Raw genomic sequence first — 24,903 nt, forward strand, 5'->3', positions numbered from 1 at the left:
GCCGGGCCGGCGCGTCAGGATCCCCGGGACACCTCCTGGTCCCGGTGGGCCGGCTGGGCGCTGAGCCGGCGGGCCTCGGTCACGTCGGCCATCAGCCTGTCCCACACCGGGTCCGGCCGGAACGGGTCGAGCGGCAGCCGGGCACCGACCCGGGCCCACATGTACTCCCACCAGGCGGCGACCCGGACGGGCCAGAGGCCGACCCGCACCGCGCCGGCCAGGAAGCAGCGGTGCACGAGCAGGGTGGCCGCCAGCGTGCCGAGGTCCAGGTCGAGGTCCTCGTCGTCGATCGCCCGGCCGAGGGCCCGGACGTCGCGGTGCATCTCCGAATACATCACCATATGCGGCATGGCGGGCACCTCGAGGCGGGCGCCGGGCACGAGCATGTCGGCCGCGTACGCGGGCATGAACGCCACGTCGTCGACGGTGACGATCAGCGGCAGCTCCTCGTGGCCGCGCCGGATGCCCAGCTCGAGGCCCGGCGCGCCGGTCGGCACGATGATCTGTTCGAAGCCGAGCACGTCGCGCATCGCGACCCGGACGGCGTCACCGATGGCCGGCACGCCGACCGTCACCACGCCGGCGGCGACGGACACTTCGGTGCCGGCCAGCTCGTCCAGCAGGCCCACGAGCGCTTCATTGTGCATGCGCCCGGTTATACCCGACGGGCGCGAGTTCGCTCAGAAGCGCTCGAACTTGCTCTCGAGATCCGGTACGGCCACCTCGCGCCGGTGCGCGGTCACCGGGGTGTTCTCGTTGTAGCGGGCGGCGTCGCGTCCCGCCCGCTGATAGCTCTCGTTCCCCCACCCGCCCCGGGCGGCCGGCTGCACCGTCCCGGTCACCACCGGGCGCGCGGCGGCTCCGGTCACGAAGAAGTCCATGAGCTGCTTGAGCTGGGCGGTCTGGGCCGACATCTGCTCGGCGGTGGCGGCCAGCTCCTCGCTCGAGGAGGCGGTCTGCTCGGTCACCTTGCCGATCTGGGTCATCGCGACGTTGATCTGCCGTACCCCGGTGGACTGCTCGCCGCTGGCCGCCGCGATCTCCTGGACCAGGTCCGACGTGCGGGTGATGCTCGGGATGATCGTGTTGAGCAGCTCCCCCGCGCGCTCGGCGGTCTGCACGCTGCCCGCGGCCAGCTCGCTGATCTCCTGCGCGGCGACCTGACTGCGCTCGGCGAGCTTGCCGACCTCGGTGGCGACGACCGCGAAGCCCTTGCCGTGCTCACCGGCCCGGGCCGCCTCGATGGTGGCGTTGAGCGCGAGCATGTTGGTCTGGAACGCGATGTCGTCGATGATGCCGATCTTGCTGGTGATCTCCTTCATCGCCGCGACCGTGCGCTGCACCGCGTCACCGCCCTCGTGCGCCTCGGCGGCGGCCTTGGTGGCGATGCCCTCGGTGGCGATGGCGTTCTCGCTGTTCTGCGAGATGCCGGCGGTCATCTCCTGCACGCTCGTGGTGGTCTCCTCCACGCTGGCCGCCTGCTCGGTCGCCGCCTGCGACAGGCTCTGCGAGGCGCCGCTGATCTGGTTGGACGCCATGTTGAGCTGGGCCGCGGAGTCGACGACGGTGCCGACCGTCTCGCTCAGCCGGTTCATCGCCCGGTTCAGCGCCTCGCCCATCCGCCCGACCTCGTCCTGGCCGCGGACCGCGAGCCGCTGGTCGAGGCGGCCGTCGGCGAGGCCGGTGAGCACGTCGACGGTCTCGCGCAGCGGGCGCGAGATGGCCCGGGTGATCAGCTGCACCACCACGAGGGTCAGCACGAGGGCGAGCACCACGAGGGCGATGAGCACCGTACGGGCGGTGTCGTAGGCCGAGGCGGACGCGTCGAGCGAGGCCTTGGCCTGCGCGTCCTCGTCGGCCACCAGGCCGTCCACGGCCTGATCGATGGCCTCGGAGACCGGGTCCACCTCGGCCGCGGAGATGCGGCTGTACGCCTCGAAGTCGCCGGCCGCCGCGGCCGGCTTGAGCTTCTCGTTCGCGATCGTCTTGTACGAGGCCCACGCCGACTGGAAGGCCTGCTCACGGCTGCCCGCGGCGACGGTGCGGCTCTCCGCGAACGTGGCCCACGTCTGGTCGAGCCCGCCGAACGCGGCGTCCACGGAACGGTTCGCCGCGGCCCGGTCGGCGGCGGCCGACATGGCCAGCTTGCGCATCTCGATGCGTACCTGCTTGTAGCCGGCGCGGACCTCGCCGAGCGTCCGTACGTCGTGCAGGTTGCTGTTGTAGAGCTGCCTCAGCCGGTCCTGGGTGTGGCCGAGCTGGACGATGCCCACGATGCCCACCGTCAGCAGCAGCAGCCCGGAGATGAGCGCCAGCCCTCGCAGCTTCCAGGCGATCGGCAGGTCCCGGAACGAGAATCCGTTGCGATGGCGGCTTCCGGCCGTCTCGGCCATGTCAGGCTCCCTTGATCCCCCGCCGGACCGCGCGGGGATTCGTCGCGCCGGCCCATGACGGGCTCAGTCTATCGACGCCCGACCTGCGCAAAGGTGGAATCCGAAGGCTCCTCGCGAATATTCGGGAGGCCCTGCGGAGGCCGCCCCCGGTCTGGTCGAATGACACCGGCAGACGACCCGGGGCAGGCGGGAGGACCGGCGGTGACCACGAGTGCGACGGCCGGTACGGCCACCGAGTCGGCCCGCTACCTCACCTTCACCCTCAACGGCGAGTCGTACGCGCTCGACATCTTCCACGTCAAGGAGATCCTCGAGTACCGCACGCTCACCGTGGTGCCGATGGTGCCGGACTTCATCCGCGGGGTGATCAACCTGCGCGGGCGCGCCGTGCCGGTCATCGACCTGGCGATCCGCTTCGCCCGCGGCACCACCACCGTGCGCCGCCGCACCACGATCATCATCGTGCACATCAGCGAGTCCGTGCCCGCGGCCGGCGAGACGGACGGCACCGGGCTGGCGCGCGGCGGGCAGGACGGCCAGGACATCGGCATCCTGGTCGACGCGGTGAACAAGGTCGTCACGCTCGACGAGGGTGACATGGAGCCCGCCCCGGCGTTCGGCGCCGGCATCCGGGCCGACTACATCAGCGGGATGGCCCGCCGCGACGACGACTTCCTCATCGTGCTGGACGTCAGCCGGGTCCTGTCCATCAGCGACATGGTGAGCCTCGGCGAACTGGCCCGGGAGCAGCCGCCCCCGGCCGGCGACGCGGCTACCGAGCCGCGGTGATGCTGCCGCTCGCGGCCTCCCGGCAGCTCACCGGCGACGAGTTCCGGCACCTCACCGGGCTGCTGCGGGAGCACACCGGGATCGCGCTGGGCCCGGGCAAGGAGGCCCTGGTCGCGAGCCGGCTCGACAAACGGGTCCGGCAGCTCGGGCTCGGCGGGTACGCCGACTACATCTCGCTGCTGCGCGACAGCCACGACGAGGTCGAGCTGCACCGGATGATCGACCTGCTCACCACGAACGAGACGTTCTTCTTCCGCGAGCCCCGGCACTTCGAGTACCTGAGCGCGGTGATCGTCCCACAGCGGCAGCCGGGCCGGGTCCTGCGGATGTGGAGCGCGGCCAGCTCCACCGGGGAGGAGGCGTACACGGCGGCGATGGTCCTCGCGGAGTCGCTGCCGGCGGCGCAGTGGGAGATCCTCGGCAGCGACATCTCCACCGAGGTGGTGGAGACCGCGCGGCGGGCGCTGTACCCGATCGAGGCGGCCGGGAAGATCCCGCCGCCGCTGCTGCGCCGCTACTGCCTGCGCGGCCGCGAGGAGTACGAGGGCCTGCTGACCGTCTCCCGGCAGCTCCGGGAGCGGGTGCAGTTCCACTGCCTGAACCTGATGGAGGACATCCGCCGGCTGGGCAGCTTCGACGTGATCTTCCTGCGCAACGTGATGATCTACTTCGACCTGCCGACGAAGCGCGACCTCGTGGACCGGATGCAGGACGTGCTGGTGCCGGGCGGCCACCTGATCATCGGCAGCTCGGAGTCGCTCAACGCGATCCCGTCGCGGCTGCGCATGGTCGAACCCTCGATCTACCGGCTCGAGGGGGCGGGCGGTGCCTGAGCCGGCCGACCTCCACCTCAACCCGGGCGACTTCCGTTTCGCGGCCGGCGGCACCCGCCTGCACACCCTGCTGGGTTCCTGCGTCGCGATCACGCTGTGGCACCCCGGGCGGCTCATCGGCGGGATGTGCCACTACCTGCTGCCCAGCCGCCCGGGGCGGGACCGTTCCCGCCACCTCGACGGCCGGTACGCCGACGACGCGGTGGCCCTCTTCCACCACGAGGTGCGCCGGCACGGCACCCACCCGGACGAGTACGTCGTCAAGGTGTTCGGCGGCGCCGACCAGTTCCCGGACATCTCCGGCCCGCTCGGCGGGGTGGCGGGCCGCAACGCCGCCGTCGGCCTGGAACTGCTGCGGTACCACGGGTTCCGGGTCTCCGCCTGCGAGGTCGGCGGCCGGGGCTCGCGCCGGATCGTGCTCGAACTGGCCACCGGACACGTCTGGCTGCGCAGCCTGCAGAGCCTCGACGAGCGGGCGACGGCATGACCGGGCGGATCGGCGTGCTGATCGTCGACGACTCGGCCGTCGTGCGGCAGGTGCTCGCCGCCCGGCTGCGCGGCAGCGCCGGGATCGAGGTCATCGGCGCGGTGCCGGACCCGATCTTCGCCATGGAGCACATGAACCGCGCCTGGCCGGACGTGGTGGTGCTGGACATCGAGATGCCCCGGATGGACGGCCTCACCTTCCTGAAGAAGATCATGTCCGTACGGCCGACGCCGGTGGTGATCTGCTCGACGCTGACCCGGCGAGGCGCGGAGACCACGATGGAGGCGCTCGCCGCCGGCGCCGCGGCGGTGATCGCGAAGCCGGACTCCGGGCTGAAGCGGTTCATGGAGGAGGACTCCGGCGACATCGTCGCCGCCGTCCGCGCCGCGGCGGCGAGCAATGCGAGCCGGTTGCGGCAGGCGCCGCGGTCCCTCACGTACGCGGCCGTGCCCGCGGCCCCCGGCCCCGCGCCCGGACCGCCGGGGACGGAACCGGCACAGCTCGTGGCGATGGGTACGTCCACCGGCGGCACCCAGGCCCTCGAGGTGGTGCTGCCGGCGCTGGCGCCCACGTGCCCCGGGATCGTGCTCGTCCAGCACATGCCGGAGAAGTTCACGGCCGCGTTCGCCGAGCGCCTCGACGCCCTGTGCCGGGTACGCGTCCGCGAGGCCGCCGACGGCGACCCGGTCCTGCCCGGCCAGGTCCTGGTGGCGCCGGGCGGCCGGCACATGGAGCTGCGCCGCACCGACACCTACCGGGTACGCGTCTTCGACGGGCCGCCGGTCAACCGCCACCGCCCGTCGGTGGACGTGCTGTTCCGCTCGGTGGCGAAGGTGGCCGGGCGGCACGCCGTCGGGGTGATCATGACCGGCATGGGCGACGACGGCGCCCGCGGCCTGCTGGAGATGCGCCGGGCCGGCGCCTTCACCGTCGCGCAGGACGAGGCCACCTGCGTCGTGCACGGCATGCCCCGCGAGGCGGTCCTGCGCGGCGCGGTCGACCGGGAAAGCCCGCTGGGCTCGATCGCGGAGGTGATCCACCGTCATGGCTGAGCTGATCGGTATCGTCCTGGCCCTGCTCGCCGGGGCCGGCGCGGGTTACGGCATCGCCCGGTGGCGCGGCACGCGTACGGAGCCGGACGCCGTCGCCGGACCCGAGCGGCCGGCCGGCGACCAGCTGGCGGGGCTGTCCGAGTTCGCCGGGGCGGTGGCGCCGGTGTGGTCGGCGCAGATCGACTCGTCGCGCGGGCAGATGGAGTCCGCGGTCGGCCGGCTGACCGAGAAGTTCGCCGGCATCGTGGAGAACCTCGACGCCGTGCTCACCTCGTCGTCGGGCGCGCTGCACGACGAGAACGCGGCGGCCTTCGAGCGCAGCCGGCGGCGCCTCGGCGAGGTCGTCGGGACGCTCGACCATGCCCTCACCGCGAAGCGGGCGGCGCTGGACGAGCTGCGTACCCTGCTCGACCTCAACGACGAGCTGCGGCAGATGTCCGGCGAGGTCACCCGGATCGCCGCGCAGACCAACCTGCTCGCCCTCAACGCCGCCATCGAGGCGGCCCGGGTGGGTTCGGCGGGCGCGGCCTTCGGCGTGGTGGCCCTGGAGGTACGCGAACTCGCCGAACGGTCGCACAGCACCAGCGAACGGATCTCGGCGAAGGTGGCCGGGGTGGCGTCCGCGATCGGGTCGGTGCTCGCCAGCGCGCAGGAGAGCGCCGGGCGCGAGGACGAGGCGGTGGCGCAGGCCAACGAGGAGGTGCAGGCGGTGCTGGAGGATCTCCGTACGGTGCTGTCGGGTCTGCAGAGCTCCTCCGCCGAGCTCGAGCAGGCCGCCGTCGGCATCCGCACCGACATCAGCCAGTCGCTGGTCAACCTCCAGTTCCAGGACCGGGTCGGGCAGATCCTCGAGCATCTGCGGGACAGCATCGACCAGTTCCCGGCGGTCGTCACCGAGGCCGGCGAACGGCCGCTCGACGCCCGGCAGCTGCTGGACGCGCTGGCCGCGAACTACACGATGGCCGAGGAGCGCGAGGCGCACACGTCCGGGGCGGGCGCCGCGCCGTCCACGTCCGAAATCACGTTCTTCTAGGGGGGACGATGGCCAAGACCATTCTGATCGTGGACGACTCCGCGTCGGTGCGGCAGGTCGTCAGCATCGCGCTCAAGGGCGCGGGCTACGACGTCATCGCGGGCGTCGACGGCAAGGACGCCCTGGCCAAGCTGAACGGCCAGCGGATCCACCTGATCATCTCCGACGTGAATATGCCGAACATGGACGGGATCACGTTCGTGGCGGAGGCGCGCAAGCTGCCGGCGTACAAGTTCACCCCGATCATCATGCTGACCACCGAGTCCCAGGAGGACAAGAAGCGCCAGGCGCAGGCGGCCGGCGCCAAGGCCTGGGTGACCAAGCCGTTCCAGCCGGAGCAGATGCTCAGCGCGGTGGCGAAGCTGATCGCGCCATGAGCACCCGCGAGCTGCGCCGGATCGCCCTCGACGGCGAGCTGACCATCATGACCGCCGCCGAGCAGAAGGAGCGGCTCCTCGCGGCGTTGCAGGGCAGCGGCGGCCTGCGCGTCGACCTGTCCGGCGTGGAGGAGCTCGACACCGCCGGGCTGCAGATCCTGCTGCTGGCCCGCCGCGAGGCCGCGCGCCTGGACCTGCCGTTCGAGCTCGGCGCGCCCGCCGGCAACGTCGCCGCGGTGCTCGCCCTGGCCGGCCTGGCCGCCGAGGAGGAGTGATGTCCACGGACGACGACATGCGCGAGGCGCTCGACACGTTCGTGACCGAGGCCCGGGACCTGGTGCAGCAGCTCGAGGAGGGGCTGCTCGACCTCGAGGTGCGTCCCGCGGCGGCGGACACCGTCAACACCGTGTTCCGCGCGGCGCACACGCTCAAGGGGTCGTCCGGGCTCTTCGGCCTGCGGCACCTGGTGCAGTTCACCCACGTGGTCGAGACGGTGCTGGGTTCCGTACGGGAAGGGGATCTGGAGGTGTCGCCCGGGCTGGTCAGCGCGCTGCTGCCGTGCGCCGACCACATCGGCACGATGATCGAGGGGCTGGCCGGCGGCCGGCTCGAGCCGGATGCCGCGCAGGCGGCCGAGGGGGCCGCGCTGCTCGCCGGCCTGGAGCCCTACCTGGGGGACGGGCCGGGAGCGACCGCCGTCCGGCACGCCGAGGACGCGGGGGCGGCGCCCGAGCGGTCGTGGCGGCTGAGCCTGCGGTTCGGCGCCGACTGCCTGCGCAACGGCATGGACCCGCTGTCGTTCCTGCGCTACCTGGGCAGCATCGGCACGGTGTCGCGGGTGTCGGTGGACGACTCCGGGCTGCCCGCCGCCGAGCAGATGGACCCCGAGACCTGCTACCTCGCCTTCGAGGCGGAGCTGCTGAGCGGCGCCCCGAAGGAGGAGATCGAGGCCGTCTTCGAGTTCGTCCGCGAGGACAGCGACATCCGGATCGTGCCGGCGGAGCACCAGCTCGACGCGTACGTGCGGGCCATCCGGGCGATGCCGGAGAGCGACCGGGTCGGCGACGTGCTGATCAGCAGCGGCGCGGTGACCGAGCTGGAGATGGCCGAGGCCCTGCACATCCAGCAGGAGCAGGCGGTGCGCAGCGGCACCCGCCCGGTGCCGATCGGCGAGATCCTCGTCGAGCACGGGATCGTGCCGCGGCCCATCGTGGACGCCGCGCTCAACCGCCAGCGCAAGACGATCGAGACCCGCTCCCAGGACACCCAGACCATCCGGATCGACGCCGCCCGCCTCGACCGGCTCATCGACCTGGTCGGCGAGCTGGTCATCGCGCAGTCCAGCACCGGGCTGCGGGCCGGGGCCGGCGGCGAGGCGCAGAGCGAGGTGATGCGCCTGGTCGACGAGGTACGCCACAGCGCGCTGGCGCTGCGGATGGTCCCGATCGGCACCACGCTGCGCCGCTTCGAGCGGGTGGTCCGGGACGTGTGCGTCGAGCTGGGCAAGGAGGTGTCGCTGGTGATCACCGGCGGCGACGCCGAGATGGACAAGGCGCTGGTCGAGCGGATCAGCGACCCGCTGCTGCACCTGGTGCGCAACTCGCTCGACCACGGCATCGAGGCGCCGGCCGAGCGGCGGCGGCACGGCAAGGCGGCGCAGGGGACGTTGCGGCTGAACGCGTACCACGACGCGGGGAACATCGTGATCGAGGTCGGCGACGACGGGCGCGGCCTGGACCGGGAGAAGATCCTGGCCAAGGCGGTGGAACGCGGCGTGGTCGACGCCGACGCGGTGCTCACCGACGCCGAGGTCCACGACCTGATCTTCGAACCCGGCTTCTCCACCGCGTCGACGGTCTCCAGCCTGTCCGGCCGCGGGGTCGGCATGGACGTGGTCCGGCGCAACGTCACCGGCCTGCGCGGCAGCATCGAGGTGGAGACCACCCGGGGCGCCGGCACCACGATCCGGATCCGGCTGCCGCTGACCCTGGCCATCATCGACGGTTTCCTGGTCGGGGTGGGCCCGTCGTCGTTCATCGTGCCGCTGGACCGGGTGACCGAGATCGTCGAGCTGCCGTCCGGGCCGCTCGGCCGCGACTGCATGAACCTGCGCGGCGAAGTGCTGCCGTTCATCCGGCTCCGCGACCTTTTCGACATTCCCGGTGAGCCCGCGAGGCGGCAGAGCGTCGTCATTGTGGAGCAGTCCGGTCAGCGCACCGGACTGGTCGTGGACGCGCTCCTGGGCGAGCTGCAAACGGTGATCAAACCGCTCGGGGTGTTGTTCAGCGGGCTCTCCTGCATCAGCGGCTCGACCATCCTGGGCAGCGGCGAGATCGCCCTCATCCTGGACGTGGGGCCGCTCGTGGCGGACCATTCGGAACGGGAGCACGTCCGGGCGCGGAGAGCCGCCTAACCATTTCATTCCGTTATCGTACGGCTACAGAAAGTTATATCTACGCCTATCTACAAATTCACGAGGACTAGACTCCGAGTACTACGCACCCGCGCACTTGTCCCCGCGGGTTATCGGACAAAGAATCGCTTCATGACGTTCGGCAAGAAGGACCTACCCTTCCCGTATAACCAGGACTTCTCTGGCATCGTCACGCGTGTCAAGGGAGTCCGGGAGGCCACCCGTGCCGCGCTGGTCAACTCGCCGAAGGTGGCGTCCTACCTCAAGGCGGGCGCCAACCTGGTCGAGCAGAACCTCGGCGTCTGCGACGGGACCCCCGCCGGGGACGGGCGCAAGCAGTACTGGTCCGGCCTCCGCTTCCTGACCGAACGTGCACTGTCCCGCGAGATGGAGAACCTGGAGCCGCCCTTCCTGCGGCAGAAGGGCGACGGCCCGTACCGCGCCACCTGGGCCACCCACGACGACTACCTGAACGACCTGCTCACGTTCCTGTTCCACGCGATGAACTACGACCCGCAGTACGACGCGGAGGACGAGACCCGCGACTGGCTGGACGACGAGGAGAGCTTCGTCGACGCCATCGACCGGGCGACGTTCCACGAGTTGCAGGCCATCTGCCGGATGCCGCTGTTCCGGCTGCAACTGATCATGGTGGCCACCGCGGACCGCAACGACGGCATCCACGACGCCATCGCCAACCAGTACGCCGGCGCCCTGGAACCGTGGAAGAAGATCTACGAGTCCACCTTCGCCTCCCGCGGCTTCCAGCTGCGCCCCGGCGTCACCCTCGACCAGCTCGCCAACATGCTCGCCGCCGTGACGGAAGGCTTCGCCCTGCACCACCTGGGCGATCCCGCCGCCGGGATCGTCGGTGAGGAGATCGCCGACAACCTGGTCGGCATGGCCGTGCTCGGCATCCTCAACAGCTATCTCGAACCTGTCGCTGAACCCACCGGCCTGACGTTGCGTGAACACTTCCGAGGCGTCTCGAACAGAGCGCGTCCTGCCGACCGCACCATCGACGACAGCGGGGACATGCCATGACGAGCACGACGCACCAACCGGTTCTGCCGGCCGGCGAGCCGCCCTCGTGGTGGGAGCGGCAGAGCGACCTGATCATGCGCCGCCCGATCAACGAGTTCACCTTCACCCACATGAACTGGCTGATCCCGACCGAACGGGTCGCCCGCGGTCACGCCACCCGGTCGCTGCCCGCCGCGCCGCTCCCGCTCGACCTCACCTACCGCTACGACGACACCGACCACACCATCGCCGACCTGCACCGGCGCACGTTCACCACCGCGTTCGTGGTGCTGCACCACGGCACGATCGTGCACGAGAGCTACCCCGGCGCCTTCGCCGGCCCGCGCACCCGCATGCAGCTGTTCTCGCTGTCCAAGTCGGTCACGTCGGTGCTCATCGGCATCGCCCTGGCCGAGGGCGCCATCGGCAGCGTCAAGGACCAGGTCACCGACTACCGGCGCGACTTCCGGGGTACGGCGTACGACGGCACCACCCTGGCCGACCTGCTCGACATGACCAGCGGCGTCGGCGACCTCGAGACCTGGGACGGCTCCGACAGCTTCATCCGCCAGTTCGAGCGGGCCGTGCTCAGCGGCGGCGACGTGGCGGCCATCATCCGCCGCGCCCCGCGCACCGCGGACATCGGCGAACGCTTCAACTACTCCACCTTCGACGCCCAGGTGCTCGGCTGGGTGCTCGAGGCGGCCACCGGGCGGTCGCTGGCGGCGTACGCGTCGGACCGGTTGTGGCGCCGCATCGGCGCCGAGCGCGACGCGTACTACGGCCTCACCCGCTCGCACCCGCGCACGGCCATCGGCGCCGGCGCCTTCAACGCCACCGCCCGCGACCTCGCCCGGGTCGGCCTGCTCATGGCGAACGACGGCATCGTCGCCGGCGAGCAGGTCGTGCCCGCCGACTGGGTCCGCCGCAGCCGCGGCGCCGACCTGCCCCACCTGGCCGTCGGCGCCCTCGGCCCCAGCGGCTACGACCACTACGGGTACGCCAACCAGTGGTGGACCCTCGGCGAGAGCTGCTTCCAGGCCTTCACCGGCCTCGGCGTGCACGGCCAGTACCTCTTCGTCGACCCGGTCGCCGACGTCGTGATCGTCAAGTGCAGCGCCTGGCCCACCGAGGACGACCCGGCCCGCGACCACGAGACGATCACCGCGCTGCGCCGGATCGCCGACCACTTCGCCTGATCCACCCCGCTCCCCCACCCCCTGCCGTCCCACCCGGCTACCCCCTTGTCCGCGGCCCCCCATCACCGCGGGTACGCCGGAGCGGTTACCACCATGCCCGCATCACTCCGCGCACCCGGAAGGAACACATAGATGAGAACTGCGCCCCGGCGGCGATTCGCCGTCAGACTGGCCGCCGCCCTCCAGGCCACCCTGCTCATGTCCCTCGGCATCGTGGTCAGCACGGGCGGCCCCGCGAACGCGTGGCTCTCCCCCGGCACCGTCATCACCTCGACCACCGCGACCCTGCCGCCCGAGCTCGCCCCCCTCGCCAACGGCAAGCGCATCCAGTACTTCACCACCTCGGTCACCGGCGCGACCACCGTCGCCACCGGCCTCGTCCTGACCCCGAAGACCGGCAAGACCAACCGGACCGTGGTCTGGAGCCACGGCACCACCGGCATCGCCGACAAGTGCACCCCGTCCACCAACCAGGCGGTCTTCTGGCCCGAGGCCCGCGCCGCGATCGCCGCGCTGCTCCGGAAGGGCTGGACGGTCACCGCCCCCGACTACCCCGGCCTCGGCACCCCGGAGGCCCACCCGTACCTGGTGGGCAACAGCGAGGGCCGCGCGATCATCGACAGCGTCAAGGCGGCCCGCAGCCTCGACCCGGCCCTGAGCACCCAGTACGCCGTCGACGGCCACTCCCAGGGCGGCCAGGGCGCCCTCTTCGCCGGCCAGCTCGCCCCGTCCTACGACGGCTCGCTCGTCCTCAAGGGCGTCGCGGCCATCGCCCCGGTGTCCAACCTCGACATGATCGCCCCGGAGATCCCCGGCAGCCCCGGCCAGGGCTACCTGGTGATGGCCCTGTACGGCATCAACGCCGTCGAGCCGACCTTCAACCCGAACAGCTACCTGGCCAGCCCCGCCAAGCAGCGCACGTCGGTGCTCCAGACCGGCTGCCTCAACGAGATCCTGGAGGCGTACGCCCCCCTGAACGCCGACGAACTCGTCCCGAACGGCGTCGTGTCCCCCACGGTCCTGTCGAAACTCGCCCAGTACGGCAACCCGGCAACGGTCCCGCCGAGCGCCCCCATCCTGATCGTCCAGGGCACCGACGACGACGCGGTCCCGTACGCCATCACCGCCGGCCCCCTCCTCGACGAACTCGACCAGTACGACCAGGAAGTAACCTTCGTCCCCATCACCGGAGCCAGCCACGACGGCGCGGTCTTCGCCTCGGTGGACACGGTGACCGCCTGGATCGCCACACACTTCTCCTGACGTCCCGATCCGCCCCCTCGGGACCGGCAGCACCCCACGCGACCACCCCCGCGTGGGGTGCTGCCACGTCTCCCCCCACCCCCGTGCGGGATGCGGCCATGTCTCCCCCCACCCCCGCGCGGGGTGCGGCCATATCTCCCCCCACTCCCGCGCGGGGCGCGGCCACTTTCCCGCGGCCCACCCTCCGCGGCCCGAGACGCTGCTTCCAGGGCAATCCCACCACCGCGTCCACTTGGAGAACGACGGCGCGCACCACCCTTGACGCCGGCCGCCGGCTTTCGCGCTCCCCCGCTGCTCGGGGGCCGCCCGGGTGACCCCGACGTCGGCTCCGCCGGCCACCGACCGTGGCTCTCTGCGGGGACCTGTCCCTGGACGCTGCCTCCGCCGCCCAGCGACGACCTGCCCACCCCTCCAGATCCGACGCGGCGCGTGAGGACGGGCGCGGCGCGCGAGCACCGACGCCACGCGTGAGGACGGGCGCGGCGCGTGAGCACGGACGCCACGCGTGAAGGCGGGCGCGGCGCGCGAGCACGGACGCGGCGCGTGAGGACGGGCGCGGCGCGCGAGCACCGACGCGGCGCGTGAGGACGGGCGCGGCGCGCGAGCACCGACGCCACGCGTGAAGGCGGGCGCGGCGCGCGAGCACCGACGCCACGCGTGAAGACGGGCGCGGCGCGCGAGCACCGACGCCACGCGTGAAGACGGGCGCGGCGCGCGAGCACCGACGCCACGCGTGAAGGCGGGCGCGGCGCGCGAGCACCGACGCCACGCGTGAAGGCGGGCGCGGCGCGCGAGCACCGACGCCACACGCGAGCACGCACGCCACACGCGAAGGCAGACGCAGCGCGCGAGCACGGACGCAGCGCGTGAGGGCGGCGCCGGGGTTCAGCGGGGGTCGGCGACCGCCGCGCGGATCGCGTCGGCGACGGTTTCGGTGGCGACGGCGCGCAGGAGGTCCACGTCGACGGGGTCGGTGACCTCTCCGGTCGCCAGGGTCACCACCGCGTCGCCGTCGTAGCGGGAGTGGGCGGGGTGGATCGCCCGGGCGAAGCCGGTGTGGCCGCTCTGTGCCAGCAGGAAGCAGTCGGTCTTGCTCAGTCGCGCGTTCGTGATCACCACCGCCAGGGTCGTGTTCCCCCGCCCGAACATCGCCTCGACCGGGCCGGCGGCCTCGCCCCGGCCCGCCGGCTCGGAGGCGTCCCCCTGGCCGGCCGGGGCGGCGAACATGGGCCGGCCGTCGGCGGCCAGCACGTCGCCCCAGGCGTTGACCACGGCCACCGCGGCGACCCGCGCCGGACCGGCCGCCCGCTCGGCGACGCCCAGCCCGCCCGGATCCAGACGCCCCCGCCACTTCCCGCTCGAAGCCCCCGCCCCGGCACCCACCCGCCCCGCGCGGCCTTCGCCACCCGGGCCACCCGGGCCACCCGCAAGCCCTTCGTCACCCACGAGATCCTCGCCACCCGCAGGGCCCCGGCCGCCTCCGACACTCCCGCCAACCGGGAGACCCCCGCCACCCCGGCCACCCGCGAGGTGTTCACCACCCGCGACGCCCCCGCGACCCGCGACGCCCCCGCGACCCGCCACACCCTCGCCACCCAAAACACCCTCGCCACCCACGAAGCCGTCGCCACCCGCAAGGCCCCCGCCACCCGCAAGATCCCCGCCACCCGCAAGATCCCCGCCAACCGCAAGGGCCCGGCCGCCGGCGGTGAAGGGGGTGCCGGAGAGGGCGGCCAGGGCGGCTTCGCGGCCGGCCGTCGCGTCCGGCGGTGCGGTGCTCACCGACGCGTCGAAGATGGACATGGCTACCACGATGGGGACCGGGCCCGCCGGGGTCGGGAAGCCCGTTCCTCGTTCGCGGAGGACGGACATCACCCCGTCGGCCGCCGCAAGGCCGAAGGCGGAGCCGCCCGACAGGACCACCGCGTCGACGCGGTCGACCAGGCGGGTGGGGTCGAGCAGGGGGAATTCGCGGGTTGCCGGGGCGCCGCCGCGGACCTCGCCGGAGGCCACGGTGCCCGGTGGGGGCAGGATCACGGTCACGCCGGTGCCGGCGCCCGTCCAGTGTCCGGCGTACGCCGACAGCAGCTGCGGCCCGTCCATCCTCCGATCATGCCTCAGGTTTGCGCGCCACCGCCCCGTACTCGTCGACCTCGCGCAGGTCCTCGGCGGTCGCGCCGGGGGCGGGACGCCAGCGGGAGCACGGCACCAGTCCCGGCTCGACGACCTCGAGCCCGGTCAGGAACGTGGCGAGCTGCTCCGGGCTGCGCAGGTGGTAGGAGAGCGGCGCGTTGGCGTTCCACACCGCGATGGCCTCCTCGAACGCGGGCCCGTCGATCACGTTGGTGCCGTCCGCGGTGACCAGGTAGCTGCCCGGGGCGAGGCCGTCGAGCAGCCGCCGGACGATGGCGCCGGCCTCGTCGAGGGTGGGCACGTGGCCGAGGATGTTCATCAGGATCAGCCCGACCGGCCGCGACAGGTCGAGGGTGCTGCGGCCGGCCCGCTCGAGGATCGTGGCGGGGTCGCGCAGGTCGGCGTCGAGATACTCGGTCACCCCCTGCGGGGTGCCGGTCAGCAGCGCCCTCGCGTACGCGAGCACCATCGGGTCGTTGTCCACGTACACGATGCGGGCGTCGGGGGCGGCGGCCTGCGCGACCTGGTGGGTGTTGTCCACGGTCGGCAGGCCGGTGCCGATGTCGAGCAGCTGCCGGATGCCCCGCTCGGCGACGAGGTGGGTGACCGCCCGGGTGAGGAAGGCGCGGGAGCTGCGCGCGACCACCTCGATGTCGGGGTAGAAGCGCGCGAACTCGTCGCCGACCTGGCGGTCGGCCTGGAAGTTGTCCTTGCCGCCGAGCCAGTAGTTCCACACCCGGGCGGAGTGCGGCACGGTCTCGTCGATCTGCGCTCGCTCGCTGCTCACCGGCTCACCCTAACGACTTCCGTCCACGATGGGCGATGCCTGTGGACAACGGATCAGGCGGCGTCGAGGCGGGCCAGCTGCTCGGCGGTCAGCTTGAGGCCGAGCGCGGGCAGGGCATCCTCGAACTGCTCCGGCGTACGCGGCCCGATGAGCGGCAGCACCCGGGGCCGGGTCTGGTGCAGCAGCCACCCGAGGACGAGCTGGTTCGGCGTCACGCCGGCCTCCGCCGCCGTCTCGGCGAGCACCGCGAGACGGGCCTCCGAGTCGGGTCCCGCGTACGCCTCCATCGCCCAGTGCCCGCCGCGCTTGGCCGGGTCGTCGTACACGCCCTTGAGGATCGGCGAGTACGCGACCAGCGTCTGATCGTCGTGTTCCCGCAGGTAGTCCAGCTGCTCGGCGCCCGTGATCGACACGCTGTCCACCCCGCCCCGCGGCCGCAGGTACGTGTGCTGCTGCTGCACCGCCACGGGCAGCGGCCAGCCGTTGCGCGCGCACAGCTGCCGGATGCGTTCGAGCCGCCACGTCCGTACGTTGGACCAGCCCAGGTAGCGCACCTTGCCCGCCCGGACGAGCCCGGCCAGCGCCTCCAGGGTCTCCTCGAGCGGGGTGGCCCGGTCGTCGACGTGCACGTAGTAGAGGTCGACGCGGTCGGTGCCGAGCCGCCGGAGGCTGCCGTCGAGGGCGTCGCGCAGCGTCCGCGCCCCGGCCCCGGCGAACGTGCGCCGGGCCAGGTCCCAGTCGGGCGTACCGTCGGCGGCCCAGAGGTCCGGCGAGTACGCCGGCAGCGCGCTGCCCTTGGTCGCCAGGAAGATCTCGTCGCGCCGGCCGCCGGCACGCATCCAGCGGCCCAGCAGTTCCTCGCTCTCGCCGCCGCGGCTGCCCGGCCGGGCCCACCATTCGTAGCAGTCGGCGGTGTCGATGAACGACCCGCCCACCTCCCGGTAGCGGTCGAGGATCCGGACCGAGCCGGCCTCGTCGGTGGCGTTTCCCATCTGCATGGCGCCCAGGGCGAGCGCGCTTACCCGCTCGCCGGTGCGCCCCAGTTCCGTCGTCTGCACGGCACCGACGTTAGGACCTGGAGCGCGCTCCAGGTCAAGGGGCGAGAATCGGCGGGACACGACGCGAAGGGGGACGCAATGGCGGACAACGGCAGGCCGGTGACCGGTGTGGGGCTCATCCTGGTCGATCCGGGCGGCCGGGTGCTGCTCGGCCACCGGATCACCGCCGGGGAGGCGCCGAGCTGGAGCCTGCCGGGCGGGCACGTCGAGGCCGGGGAGACCTGGGAGCAGGCCGCCGCCCGGGAGGCGGCGGAGGAGGCGGGGATCGAGGGTACGGCGCCGGCCGTCTTCGCGGTCGGGGTACGGACCCGGGGCAGCGGCGTGACGGCGGCGGCGGTCGCGGAGTGGCCCGGTACCCCGCCGCGGCTGTTGGAGCCGCACGCGTTCGACGCCTGGACCTGGTGCGATCCCGACGATCTGCCCGGGCCGCTGTACGAGCCGTCGGCGATGGCGCTGGCCACGTGGCGCGGGCGGCCGGCGCCGGACGGCTGGCGGGTCTACCGGGTGACGGCCTGAGATGGACGTGCTGTTCACCGGCGGGCCGCTGTTCGGCACCGGCGGCACGGCGCTGCTGGTGCGCGACGGCCGGATCCTCGCGACCGGGCACGACGACGTCCGCGAGCTGGCCGGTCCCGGCACCGAGGTGGTAGACCTCGCCGGGCGGCTGCTGCTGCCCGGCTTCCAGGACGCCCACGTGCACGCCGTCCTGGGCGGCATCGAGCTGGGCCAGTGCGACCTGAGCGGCACCGTCGACACCACCGAATACCTACGGCGGATCCGGGCGTACGCGGACAGCCACGCCGGCGCCCCCTGGATCGTCGGGGGCGGCTGGTCGATGGAGAGCTTCGCCGGCGGCGTACCCGGAAAGGATCTTCTGGACCGGGTGACCGGCGGCCGGCCGGCCTTCCTGATGAACCGCGACCACCACGGGGCCTGGGTGAACAGCCGGGCGCTGGAGCTGGCCGGGATCACCGCGGACACCCCCGACCCCGCGGACGGCCGGATCGATCGGGGTCCCGGCGGCGAACCGGCCGGCGGCCTCCAGGAGGGTGCCATGGCGCTGGTCGCCGCGCTGGTGCCGCCCGTGACGGCCGCGGACCGGCTGGCGGGGCTGCGGCGGGCCCAGACGCTCCTGCACTCGCTGGGCGTCACCGCCTGGCAGGACGCGCTGCTGTGCGGGTCGAACGGCTATCCGGACGTGTCCGACGCCTATCTGACCGCGGCCGGCGACGGTTCGCTGGTGTCGCGGGTCGCCGGGGCGCTGTGGTGGGACCGCGACCTGGGTGCCGGGCAGATCCCGTCGCTGGTCGAGCGGCGGGAGCGGTTCACGGTCGGGCCGCTGCGCTCGGGCACGGTGAAGCTGATGCTCGACGGGGTGGCGGAGAACTTCACGGCCGCCATGACCGAGCCGTACCGCGACGGGTGCGGGCATCCCACCGCGAACAGCGGCCTGTCGTTCCTCGACCCGGCGGCGCTGCGCGGCTACGTGACCAGCCTCGACGCCCTGGGGTTCCAGGTGCACTTCCACGCCCTGGGTGACCGGGCCGTCCGGGAGGCGCTGGACGCGGTCGCGGCGGCCCGGTCCACGAACGGGATGCGGGACACCCGCCCGCACCTGGCGCACCTTCAGGTGGTGCACCCGGACGACGTGCCGCGCTTCCGGCGGCTCGGGGTGACGGCGAACCTCCAGGCGCTGTGGGCCGCCCACGAACCGCAGATGGACGAGCTGACCATCCCGTTCCTCGACCCGGCGCTCGCCGCGCGCCAGTATCCGTTCGGGGATCTGTGGCGCGCCGGGGCGCGGCTGGCGGCGGGCAGCGACTGGCCGGTGAGCAGCCCGGACCCGCTGCTGGGGGTGCACGTCGCGGTGAACCGGGTGCACCTCGGGGAGGATCGGCCGCCGTTCCTGCCCGGGCAGCGGCTGGATCTGGGTACGGCGCTGCGGGCGTACACGAGCGGGTCCGCCTTTGTGAACCACTCGGACGACAGCGGCCTGCTGAGGGCGGGACACCGGGCGGACCTGGTGGTTCTCGACCGGAACCCGTTCGCCGGGCCCGCCGGGGCGATCGGCGGGACCCGGGTGGCGCTGACCTACGTCGGGGGTGAGCGGGTCTACTGCTCGCGCGACGCGTGAGCGCCGTGCCGCGACGGCCCTTCCTCCTCGGTCTCGGCGGCCTCGTCGTCCTCGAGCTGCTCCTCGGCGGGCTGCTCCGGCTCGGCCTGCTCGGCGACCGGCTCGGCCGTCACGGCGGGGGCGGCCGGGGCGGGCACCTCGGTGATCTCGCCGGTGACCTGCGGCTGGTCCACCCAGAGCGCGCGCAGCTGGCCCTGCATGAAGGCGGTGAGCCGGCCGCGGTACTCCCGGTCGAACTGCTCGAGGGCCTCGATCTGCTGCTGCAGCGCCTCGCGCCGGGCGCCGAGGCTGCCCACCATGTCGTCGTAGCGCTGCTGGGCGGCCAGCCGCAGCTGGTCGGCGTTCGCCTGGGCGTCGGCGGTGATGCGGCCGGCCTCGCCGCGGGCCTCGAGCACCACCTTGGCGGCGCCGCGCTGGGCCTCCTCGGCGCGCGCCTGGGCCTCGCGGGCGGTGTGCTCGGCGGCGGCCCGGGCGTCGAACAGCACCTGCTCCGCCTCGCGCCGCACGTTGTGCGCGTGCATCTGCGCCTCGCGGCCGATCTCCTCGGCGGCGGCCAGCGCGTCCGTACGGATCTTGTCGGCCTGCTGCTGCGCCTTGGCGAGGTGCTCCTCGGCGGTGCGCTGCGCCATGGTGAGCACCTGCAACGCCTGGTTGGACGGCACACCCGGCCCGGCCGGGGAGATCAGCGCGTGCTCCGAGGTGGCGCTTTCCGGGGAAGTCCCGTTGAACATGACCTTCACACGATCCTTCATCCGATTGTCCGACACGCAGACCCTCCACAGGTGGCCCGAGAACGGCGGCATGCTATCAACGTGAGCGCCCCGTACGCGAGAGGTGACTGGGTGACCGGCCGAGCACCGTGAGTAATATGCGAATGTTCATATCGGCGGATTCCGATTCGCGATTCCGGTCGCCCGGCGATTTCGGTGCTAGAGTGGCGGCGTTGCAGTTTTGATATCCGTTGACGTTACCGGCGCCTGATGGGATCCGAACCCGCCAGGCGCTTCTGTTTTCCGCGCCATCACCGGGCGGGCGTCTCTCCGTTCCGCCGGAAACGGGAGATCAACGCGGGCGACACGGGTTCCGCACGGTGCGGGTCCCGCGCAGGTGCGAGGAGCAGGCATGGCTTTCGGAACCGTCAAGTGGTTCAACGGCGACAAGGGTTTCGGTTTCATCACCCAGGACGACGGCGGCGCGGACGTGTTCGCGCACTTCTCCGCCATCGCGGCTGACGGATACCGCAACCTGGAGGAGAACCAGCGGGTCGAGTTCGACGTCACGCAGGGCCCCAAGGGCCTGCAGGCGGCGAACATCCGCCCCCTCTGACCTTCCCGCAAGACGAACGGCCCGCTGGTTCAGCGGGCCGTTCGTCGTGTACGGGGAGGGCTCACGGCTGCCGGCCGCGGGCGCGGAACACCGCCGGGCGCCGCTCGCGATGGTCGTCGGCCGGGCCCAGGTGCAGCTCGTCGTACTCCGCCAGGCGGTCCAGCCGGCCCTCCGGCACGTGACCGCGGCCCGGGTCCCCGGCGAGAACGAGCACCCCGCGGGCGGCCACCCGGTCGAGGAACGCCAGGACGCGCACCGCCAGAGCCGCCTCGTACAGCGCGTCGCCGGCGAGGATGACCTCCGCGCCCTCGCCGTCGCCGTCGAGCACGTCGTGCGGCACGGCGGTCACGTCCACCTCGTTCGCCCGCGCGTTGGTGACGATGGCCGCCGCCGCGTACGGATCGACGTCGTTGGCGAGCACGCTCGCCGCGCCGGCCCGCGCCGCGGCGATCGCGACCAGCCCCGAGCCGGACGCGATGTCGAGCACCCGGCGGCCCGCGACGAGCTCCGGGTGGTCCAGGACGTAGCGGGCCAGCGCCTGCCCGCCCGACCAGGCCGACGCCCAGAACGGCGGGCCCAGCCGCCGCCCCTCGGCCGCCTCCAGGCGGGCCCAGAGCAGCGTCGGATCCTCGGCGAGGAACAACGCGACCTCGGGAACGAACGCGACCGGGCGCAGGGACAAACCGTCGGTAGCCGGTTGTCCCGCCGCCGGATCACCGGTCAGCCACGGCCCCAGCGGGGCCGGTTCCACATTTTCCTGCTCACGTATTTTGATGTCATATCACCCACCGACGAATTTAGCACGGCGGAATTTCCCGGCATATTCGCGAATGGGCGACAGGGTGGATCAGGCACTTCCCGGCGTGGTCAGAGCGGCGATCACCGGGGCCGCCGCATCGAGGCCGGGCACGCCCAGCGCGGAGTTCGACCCGCCGCTCGCCAGCGCGAGGATGAAACCGCCGCAGACGCACAGGAGGATGACCAGGGAAATGACCATCAACACGATCGTGACGGCCATGCCCGGGTACTTCTGCGGTGGCGCGCCGAGCGCACCGCCGATGAACGCGATCATCGGGGCGCGGTACTCGAGCTCGACCGTCTGACCGGGATGCACCGGTACGCCGAGATCCGCGGAGCCGATCCGCGGCGGCAGCAGATAGGGCACGTGGACGTGCACGTGGTGCTGCCCGGCCGGCACGGGGATCACGGTACGGCCCCACGCGTTCGCCGCGGGGTGACCGTTGATCTCCACCTGCGGCTTGAACAGCCCCAGCATGAACGCCAGCGGGTGGTACTTGGTGGTCAGGGCGATGGCGCCACCACCCTGCGGCGCTCCGGGCGGCTGGGCTCCCCAGGGCTGGTGCGGCTGCTGCTCGTACACGATGTTTCCTTCCCCCGACGACGGCCGACGCAGGATACTTGCCGGTCAGGGCGGGTCCGGCGGCCGGGTCCGGAGGAAATCCGAAAAAGTCGCGAACACCGTTGCACAACCGGCGCGGGTGCGGCGTCCTAGACGATGTGACCTTCGAGCAATTCGCGGTGGCCCGACTCCCGAGCCTGCTGCGGTACGCGGTCGTCCTCACCGGCGATCGCGACCTTGCGCAGGACGTCGTCCAGGAAGTTCTGGCGAGAGCGCAGGTGCGCTGGCGCCGGATCAGTGACGCAGACTCCCCGGAGGCGTATGTCCGCAGAATGGTCCTGAACGAGTATCTGTCCTGGCGGCGCAGCTGGGCGGCACGCAACGTGCACGCCGTGGGTGAGCGGCTGGTGGATCTCGACGACGCGCGGGGCGGAGTGGGCGACCACGCCCAGGACGTCGTGGAGGCCGACGAGTTGTGGCACCGCCTTGCCACGCTCGGCCGCAAACAGCGGGCGGTGCTCGTGCTGCGCTACTACGAGCAACTGGAGGACGAGGCGATCGCCGATCTGATCGGCTGCTCGCCGGCGACCGTCCGCAGCCACGCGTCGAGGGCACTCAAGACCCTCCGACTGACGTCGGAGCGACACACCATGATCCACGCCGAGGAGACGTCGTGATCGATAACGGAGAGAAGCTCCGCGAGGCCTTCGAGAAGCACGAGACCCAGACCCCGGATCCGGCGGCCGTCTACGCCCGGGTGCAGGAGCTGTCGCGCACCTATCAGCGCCGCAGGTGGGGCGCCCAAGCGGCGGGTGGTGCCGTGCTCGGCGCCGGCCTGATCGCCGGCGTGATGACCCTGCCGGGGCTGCTGCCCGGGCAGCCGTCCACCGACGCGGGCAACGCAGGCATCCAGGCCGGCGCCCCGGCGGCGCCGTCGCCGCTGCCGTCGCTCATCAAGCCGAAGACGCCCGGGAGCACGCCGACGGTGTCGGCGGCCGACCTGAAGCGGGAGCGGGAGCGGGAAGCCTTCTTCAATGCCGGCTACGACTACGACGACGCGGTCGAGCTCGCCAAGATCTGGAAGATGGAGACCGACGACATCGGCTCGGTGAAGGCGGCCGCCGGCAAGAAACTGCTCGCCGGCAAGAAGCTGCCGATCGAGGCGGGCAGCGCCCCGGAGGCCCCGGCGCCGCCGACGTCCAAGGAAGACAAGCAGGTCGACGCCTTCTTCAACGCCGGCTACGACTACGACGACGCGGCCGAGCTGGCCAAGATCTGGCATAAGAAGACGCCGTACGACGCGAAGGTCCTCGGCGGCAAGAAGCTGCTGGCCGGCGAGACCCTGCCCATCCAGCCGTGACCGCACCGCTGCACCGGCGTACGGGATTCGAGATCGAGCTGATGGCCCCGCCAGGCCTCAGCCGGCAGAGCCTCGCACGGGACCTGGCCGGCCGCCACGGCGGCCGGGTCCACCCGGTGTGGCACCACGACAGCGAACCGTCCCTGGTCCCCGGCCTGGGACGGTTCCTGCATCTGACCCAGGGCTTCGAGGTACGCCGAGCCGACGGCAGCCCGCTGTGCACCCTGGTGGACGACGTCACCCTGCTGGCCGGCCTGGAGCCGCGCACTCCCCCGCCGCCCGGCTGGTTCCGCGTCCTGACCGACGACTCGCGGCTGCTGCGCCTGCTCGCCCGGCACAGCGACCCCGGCGGCACCATCGGCGCGGCGCTCGACGCCACCGCCCAGCTCTGGGGCACCCGGGTCGAACGGCACGGCGCGATCCACCACCTGGCCGACGCCGCCGGCGCGACCATCGCGATGGCCGCGCCGCAGGGCGGGGAACGCGAACGGCCCTGCGAGATCGTCACTCCCCCGCTGAGCACCGGCCACGCCGAGGCGCTGGAGGAACTGCTGGCCCCGGCCCGCGAACTCGGCTTCACCGTCCCCCACGAGGCGGCCGTGCACCTCCACCTCGACGGCGCCCCGTTCCGGCAACCCCACGCCCTCGCCAACGTGGTACGCCTGTTCGCCTCCTGGCGCGAGGCACTGCGGGTGGTGCTCCAGACCAACCCGGCCTGCCGCCGCCTGGCCCCCCTGCCGGAACCCCTGGTCCGGGCGGTCGAGGGCACCCCGTCGTACGAGGAGCTCCGCGAGGCGGCGGAGCTCGGCAACCTGACAAAATTCTTCGACGTCAACCTGACCCAGCTGCTGACGAGCACGCCGCTGCGCGACACCATCGAGATCCGGATCCTGCCGGGCGCCATCACCGCGGACGAGATCGTGCACCGGGCCGCGCTGGTCGAGCTGCTCCTGGACCGCTGCTGCGAGCCGGAACCCTTCCCGGCCGCACCGGACGGGCTGGACGAGGCGGTCACCCAGCTGCTGCACCTAGCCGCGGAGTCCCTGTCGGGCCGCTCACCGGCCGCGCTCTGAGCCCAGCTGCGCTCTCAGCCCGGCTGCGCTCTGAACTTGGCTACGCTTTCAGCCCGGCCACGCCCTGAACCCGCCTGCACTCTGAGCCCGGCCACGCTTTCAGTCTGGCCGCGCTCTCAGCCCGGCCGTGCCCTGAACCCCGGCCACGCTCTCAGCCCGGCCGGCTCTGAGACCGGCCGCCCTCCGAGGACCGATGCGCTCTGCGGGCGGCCACGCTTCTGGGGCCGGCCGGGCCGGGACGCGTTCAGGCCGCGCCGCCGGTCAGCTGGGCACCTCGACGAGTTCGATGGCCGGGCCGTGCGCCAGCCCGTCCAGGTACACGAATCGGCCGCGGCCCGGGATGGTGGCGTCGAACTGGATGTCGACCGGTTCGCCGGCCTCCCGGAGACCGTCGAGGTAGGCGTCGATCCGCTCGACGAAGTAGGCGAGATGGTGCACGCCCTCGCCGCGTTCCTCGAGGAACGCGGAGTAGGGCGACTGCCCGGAGAGCGGCTCGATGAGTTCGACCTGGGAGGCGCCGGTGTCGACGAAGCGGTACCGCGCCGACACGTCGACCGGCACGCCGCGGAACAGGGCCTGCGGAAGGTCCAGGTCGAAGGGCTGGCCGGCGGCGACACCCCATCGGCGCTCGAAGTCCGCGGCGGCCGCGGCGCTGTCGGGGACGACGACACCGACATGATGGAGAGCGGGCAGCGGGATCGGCATGAAGATCACGTTATCCCCGCCGCCGGGCCCGCCACCGCTCCCGGCGGCACCGCAGCCCGATGGCCCACACACCCTGCCCGGAAGTGCCCAAACCGGTCAAGGCAC

26 protein-coding genes are annotated in these 24,903 nt (G+C 72.6%); 17 read left to right on the forward strand and 9 right to left on the reverse strand.

Annotated elements, in window-relative coordinates; genetic code table 11:
* Positions 1 to 14 precede the first annotated feature (14 nt).
* Complete coding sequence (locus CLV70_RS24495; protein ID WP_106128930.1) at positions 15 to 647, reverse strand: hypothetical protein; 633 nt, start codon at positions 645 to 647, stop codon at positions 15 to 17.
* A 33-nt stretch (positions 648 to 680) separates the two neighbouring features.
* Positions 681 to 2,393 carry a methyl-accepting chemotaxis protein gene (locus CLV70_RS24500; RefSeq protein ID WP_106128931.1) on the reverse strand — a complete coding sequence of 571 codons (1,713 nt, stop codon included), beginning with the start codon at positions 2,391 to 2,393 and terminating at the stop codon, positions 681 to 683.
* 201 nt (positions 2,394 to 2,594) lie between these two features.
* Between CLV70_RS24500 and CLV70_RS24505 the strand changes: the two genes are divergently transcribed.
* From CLV70_RS24505 to CLV70_RS24555, 11 genes are all read left to right on the forward strand, one after another.
* The gene (locus CLV70_RS24505; RefSeq protein ID WP_245908433.1) at positions 2,595 to 3,182 is read left to right on the forward strand and encodes a chemotaxis protein CheW; all 588 of its coding nucleotides are present in this window, start codon (positions 2,595 to 2,597) and stop codon (positions 3,180 to 3,182) included.
* Complete coding sequence (locus tag CLV70_RS24510) at positions 3,182 to 4,015, forward strand: CheR family methyltransferase (RefSeq protein WP_106128933.1); 834 nt, start codon at positions 3,182 to 3,184, stop codon at positions 4,013 to 4,015. Before CLV70_RS24505 ends, CLV70_RS24510 begins: the two co-directional genes overlap by 1 nt.
* Positions 4,008 to 4,502 (forward strand): chemotaxis protein CheD, encoded by a 495-nt coding sequence (locus CLV70_RS24515; protein ID WP_106128934.1) that lies wholly within the window; start codon positions 4,008 to 4,010, stop codon positions 4,500 to 4,502. The genes CLV70_RS24510 and CLV70_RS24515 overlap by 8 nt, the downstream gene beginning before the upstream one ends.
* Positions 4,499 to 5,554 (forward strand): protein-glutamate methylesterase/protein-glutamine glutaminase, encoded by a 1,056-nt coding sequence (locus CLV70_RS24520; RefSeq protein ID WP_106128935.1) that lies wholly within the window; start codon positions 4,499 to 4,501, stop codon positions 5,552 to 5,554. The genes CLV70_RS24515 and CLV70_RS24520 overlap by 4 nt, the downstream gene beginning before the upstream one ends.
* Positions 5,547 to 6,587 (forward strand): methyl-accepting chemotaxis protein, encoded by a 1,041-nt coding sequence (locus tag CLV70_RS24525; RefSeq protein ID WP_106128936.1) that lies wholly within the window; start codon positions 5,547 to 5,549, stop codon positions 6,585 to 6,587. The genes CLV70_RS24520 and CLV70_RS24525 overlap by 8 nt, the downstream gene beginning before the upstream one ends.
* Positions 6,588 to 6,595: 8 nt before the next feature.
* The gene (locus tag CLV70_RS24530; protein WP_106128937.1) at positions 6,596 to 6,964 is read left to right on the forward strand and encodes a response regulator; all 369 of its coding nucleotides are present in this window, start codon (positions 6,596 to 6,598) and stop codon (positions 6,962 to 6,964) included.
* The gene (locus CLV70_RS24535; RefSeq protein WP_106128938.1) at positions 6,961 to 7,239 is read left to right on the forward strand and encodes an STAS domain-containing protein; all 279 of its coding nucleotides are present in this window, start codon (positions 6,961 to 6,963) and stop codon (positions 7,237 to 7,239) included. The genes CLV70_RS24530 and CLV70_RS24535 overlap by 4 nt, the downstream gene beginning before the upstream one ends.
* The gene (locus CLV70_RS24540) at positions 7,239 to 9,377 is read left to right on the forward strand and encodes a chemotaxis protein CheA (RefSeq protein WP_106128939.1); all 2,139 of its coding nucleotides are present in this window, start codon (positions 7,239 to 7,241) and stop codon (positions 9,375 to 9,377) included. Before CLV70_RS24535 ends, CLV70_RS24540 begins: the two co-directional genes overlap by 1 nt.
* A gap of 132 nt (positions 9,378 to 9,509) precedes the next feature.
* Positions 9,510 to 10,421 (forward strand): hypothetical protein, encoded by a 912-nt coding sequence (locus CLV70_RS24545; protein WP_106128940.1) that lies wholly within the window; start codon positions 9,510 to 9,512, stop codon positions 10,419 to 10,421.
* Positions 10,418 to 11,599 carry a serine hydrolase domain-containing protein gene (locus tag CLV70_RS24550; protein ID WP_106128941.1) on the forward strand — a complete coding sequence of 394 codons (1,182 nt, stop codon included), beginning with the start codon at positions 10,418 to 10,420 and terminating at the stop codon, positions 11,597 to 11,599. The genes CLV70_RS24545 and CLV70_RS24550 overlap by 4 nt, the downstream gene beginning before the upstream one ends.
* A 132-nt stretch (positions 11,600 to 11,731) precedes the next feature.
* Entirely contained in the window at positions 11,732 to 12,862 is a 1,131-nt protein-coding gene (locus CLV70_RS24555; RefSeq protein ID WP_106128942.1) for an alpha/beta fold hydrolase, read from the forward strand.
* A gap of 885 nt (positions 12,863 to 13,747) precedes the next feature.
* Here CLV70_RS24555 and CLV70_RS24560 read toward each other — a convergent pair.
* The 3 genes from CLV70_RS24560 to CLV70_RS24570 are packed head-to-tail and all read right to left on the reverse strand — an operon-like array spanning position 13,748 to position 16,840.
* On the reverse strand, positions 13,748 to 14,965 hold the full coding sequence (locus tag CLV70_RS24560) for a P1 family peptidase (protein WP_245908434.1): 1,218 nt from the start codon (positions 14,963 to 14,965) through the stop codon (positions 13,748 to 13,750).
* Between the two features lie 7 nt (positions 14,966 to 14,972).
* Positions 14,973 to 15,782, reverse strand: a complete 810-nt coding sequence (locus tag CLV70_RS24565) for an SAM-dependent methyltransferase (protein WP_106128943.1) — start codon at positions 15,780 to 15,782, stop codon at positions 14,973 to 14,975.
* Positions 15,783 to 15,835: 53 nt separating this feature from the next.
* On the reverse strand, positions 15,836 to 16,840 hold the full coding sequence (locus CLV70_RS24570) for an aldo/keto reductase (protein WP_106128944.1): 1,005 nt from the start codon (positions 16,838 to 16,840) through the stop codon (positions 15,836 to 15,838).
* Positions 16,841 to 16,918: 78 nt separating this feature from the next.
* Between CLV70_RS24570 and CLV70_RS24575 the strand changes: the two genes are divergently transcribed.
* Both CLV70_RS24575 and CLV70_RS24580 read left to right on the forward strand, forming a co-directional pair.
* Positions 16,919 to 17,356 carry an NUDIX domain-containing protein gene (locus CLV70_RS24575; protein WP_106128945.1) on the forward strand — a complete coding sequence of 146 codons (438 nt, stop codon included), beginning with the start codon at positions 16,919 to 16,921 and terminating at the stop codon, positions 17,354 to 17,356.
* 1 nt (position 17,357) lies between these two features.
* The gene (locus CLV70_RS24580; RefSeq protein ID WP_106128946.1) at positions 17,358 to 18,974 is read left to right on the forward strand and encodes an amidohydrolase; all 1,617 of its coding nucleotides are present in this window, start codon (positions 17,358 to 17,360) and stop codon (positions 18,972 to 18,974) included.
* Here the strand turns inward: CLV70_RS24580 and CLV70_RS24585 are convergent.
* The gene (locus CLV70_RS24585; RefSeq protein ID WP_106129058.1) at positions 18,953 to 19,726 is read right to left on the reverse strand and encodes a hypothetical protein; all 774 of its coding nucleotides are present in this window, start codon (positions 19,724 to 19,726) and stop codon (positions 18,953 to 18,955) included. The two genes, CLV70_RS24580 and CLV70_RS24585, sit on opposite strands and share 22 nt — an antisense overlap.
* A 370-nt stretch (positions 19,727 to 20,096) precedes the next feature.
* Here CLV70_RS24585 and CLV70_RS24590 point away from each other — a divergent pair, with 370 nt between their 5' ends.
* Entirely contained in the window at positions 20,097 to 20,300 is a 204-nt protein-coding gene (locus CLV70_RS24590; protein WP_106128947.1) for a cold-shock protein, read from the forward strand.
* Between the two features lie 61 nt (positions 20,301 to 20,361).
* Here the strand turns inward: CLV70_RS24590 and CLV70_RS24595 are convergent, their stop codons facing one another.
* On the reverse strand, positions 20,362 to 21,051 hold the full coding sequence (locus tag CLV70_RS24595) for a class I SAM-dependent methyltransferase (RefSeq protein ID WP_106128948.1): 690 nt from the start codon (positions 21,049 to 21,051) through the stop codon (positions 20,362 to 20,364).
* Between the two features lie 96 nt (positions 21,052 to 21,147).
* Complete coding sequence (locus CLV70_RS40470; protein WP_211303866.1) at positions 21,148 to 21,681, reverse strand: hypothetical protein; 534 nt, start codon at positions 21,679 to 21,681, stop codon at positions 21,148 to 21,150.
* Positions 21,682 to 21,818: 137 nt separating this feature from the next.
* Here CLV70_RS40470 and CLV70_RS24605 point away from each other — a divergent pair, with 137 nt between their 5' ends.
* The 3 genes from CLV70_RS24605 to CLV70_RS24615 are packed head-to-tail and all read left to right on the forward strand — an operon-like array spanning position 21,819 to position 24,093.
* The gene (locus CLV70_RS24605; RefSeq protein ID WP_106128949.1) at positions 21,819 to 22,337 is read left to right on the forward strand and encodes a SigE family RNA polymerase sigma factor; all 519 of its coding nucleotides are present in this window, start codon (positions 21,819 to 21,821) and stop codon (positions 22,335 to 22,337) included.
* Positions 22,334 to 23,020, forward strand: a complete 687-nt coding sequence (locus CLV70_RS24610; RefSeq protein ID WP_106128950.1) for a hypothetical protein — start codon at positions 22,334 to 22,336, stop codon at positions 23,018 to 23,020. The genes CLV70_RS24605 and CLV70_RS24610 overlap by 4 nt, the downstream gene beginning before the upstream one ends.
* Complete coding sequence (locus CLV70_RS24615; RefSeq protein WP_106128951.1) at positions 23,017 to 24,093, forward strand: amidoligase family protein; 1,077 nt, start codon at positions 23,017 to 23,019, stop codon at positions 24,091 to 24,093. The genes CLV70_RS24610 and CLV70_RS24615 overlap by 4 nt, the downstream gene beginning before the upstream one ends.
* Positions 24,094 to 24,354: 261 nt before the next feature.
* On the opposite strand, the gene CLV70_RS24620 is transcribed toward CLV70_RS24615, so the two are convergent.
* Positions 24,355 to 24,798, reverse strand: a complete 444-nt coding sequence (locus CLV70_RS24620; RefSeq protein ID WP_146164143.1) for a VOC family protein — start codon at positions 24,796 to 24,798, stop codon at positions 24,355 to 24,357.
* Positions 24,799 to 24,903 lie beyond the last annotated feature (105 nt).

The sequence above is a fragment of the Pseudosporangium ferrugineum genome (assembly GCF_003002065.1).
Classification (GTDB): domain Bacteria; phylum Actinomycetota; class Actinomycetes; order Mycobacteriales; family Micromonosporaceae; genus Actinoplanes; species Actinoplanes ferrugineus_A.